Raw genomic sequence first — 1,555 nt, 5'->3', positions numbered from 1 at the left:
TCGGAGTTCACCAGCGAACAGCAGCGCCTGACCGAGGTCAGCAGCTCCCTGGATGCCGCCCTGGGGCAGATCCAGCAGAAGGCCGCCCAGTCCACAGTGACCGAGCAGGGCGAACGGCTCGCGGCGGCAGAGCAACGGATCACCGTCAACAGCGATGCCCAGTCGGCCCTGGCCGAGCGCGTATCCGGCCTCAAGGCCGAGCTGGAGGCCGATGACCAGACCCTGCTGGCCAACATCACCGAAGTGGCGCGGGTCAGTACCGAGGCTGACCAGGTGCTGGCTGAGCGGGTCAGCGGGGTCGAGGTGCGTACCGACACCGCCGAGGGCAAGATCCGGGCGCTGGAGCAGATTGTCGAGAGTGACGGCGGGATCACCGCTGGCCGCTTTGACGAGATCACCGCCACCCTGGATCTGACGGCCAAGGCCGCTGACCAAGCCGCCGAGGCCGCCATTGCCAACGCCCTCGCGGGCGATAAGGGGGAGCAGCGTCACCGCCACGCCGAGGCATCCATTCGCCGTGACCAGCAGGTGCAGCTTGATCTTCATCAGGCCCTGGCGAGCGAGGTCACCGATCTCAGTGCCAAGTTCGAAGGGGAGAAGGCCGCCACCACTGCCCGTCTGACCGAGGTTCGGGAGGTGATCGCCGGGGTGGAGCAGTCCACCGCCCGGGAGTTAAGCCAGCTCAAGACCGACTACCAGGCAGCAGACAGCAAGGCCGCCGCCGCCTTGGAGGAGAGCAAGCGCACCCTGAGCGCCGCCGCCGAGGCCATGGCCGAACGGGTAACCCAACTGCAGGCCACCCTGGAGGGGGATGATCAGACGCTCAACGCCGCTATCCTGGAAACCCAGCGCACCCTGGCGCAGGGGGATCAGGCGCTCGCCGAGCAAATCGGCCAGCTCAAGACAGCCAGCGGCGATCAAGCCGCCCAGCTCACCAGCCTGGGCAAGGTGGTCACCGATGGTCAGCAGGCCACCGGCGAGGCCCTGCAACAGCTCACCACCAAGACCGACAAGACCCAATCCGATGTGGGCACCTTGTCTGAGGCCGTGGCAGAGCAGGGCAAGGCGCTGGCCGCTCGCCAGGATGACCTGTCAGCAGAAGTCAATCTGACCGCCCTGGCCAGCATCGGCAACACCTTGGCAGATGATCAGGACGAGGACCGGGCTCGCAAGGCCCGCGCCACGATCACTCGTCGTCAGGATACCCAGGCAGACGAACACCAGGCGCTGGCCCGCGAGGTGACTCAGTTCCGGGCCGAGTTTGAGGGGGAGCAGGCGGCAACGTCCGCCGCGCTCACCGGGGTGAGGGAGGTGATCGCCGGGGTGGAGCAGTCCACCGCCCGGGAGTTAAGCCAGCTCAAGACCGACTACCAGGCGGCAGACAGCAAGACCGCCGCCGCCTTGGAGGAGAGCAAGCGCGCCCTGAGCGCCGCCGATCAGGCCATGGCCGAACGGGTAACCCAACTGCAGGCCACCCTGGAAGGGGATGACCAGACGCTCAACGCCGCTATCCTGGAAACCCAGCGCACCCAAGCGCAGGGGGATCAGGCGCTGG

Annotated in this window: 1 protein-coding gene; it reads left to right on the top strand. The window is 67.3% G+C overall.

The genetic code is table 11. The features are described from left to right. Positions 1 to 1,555 (top strand): hypothetical protein (locus tag AB5Y50_RS15735; protein ID WP_368163075.1); only part of this gene is annotated, 1,555 nt, incomplete at both ends.

It is taken from the genome of Aeromonas sp. s6 (assembly GCF_040907815.1).
GTDB lineage: Bacteria > Pseudomonadota > Gammaproteobacteria > Enterobacterales > Aeromonadaceae > Aeromonas > Aeromonas caviae.
This window is presented reverse-complemented; position numbering and strand designations above follow the sequence as displayed.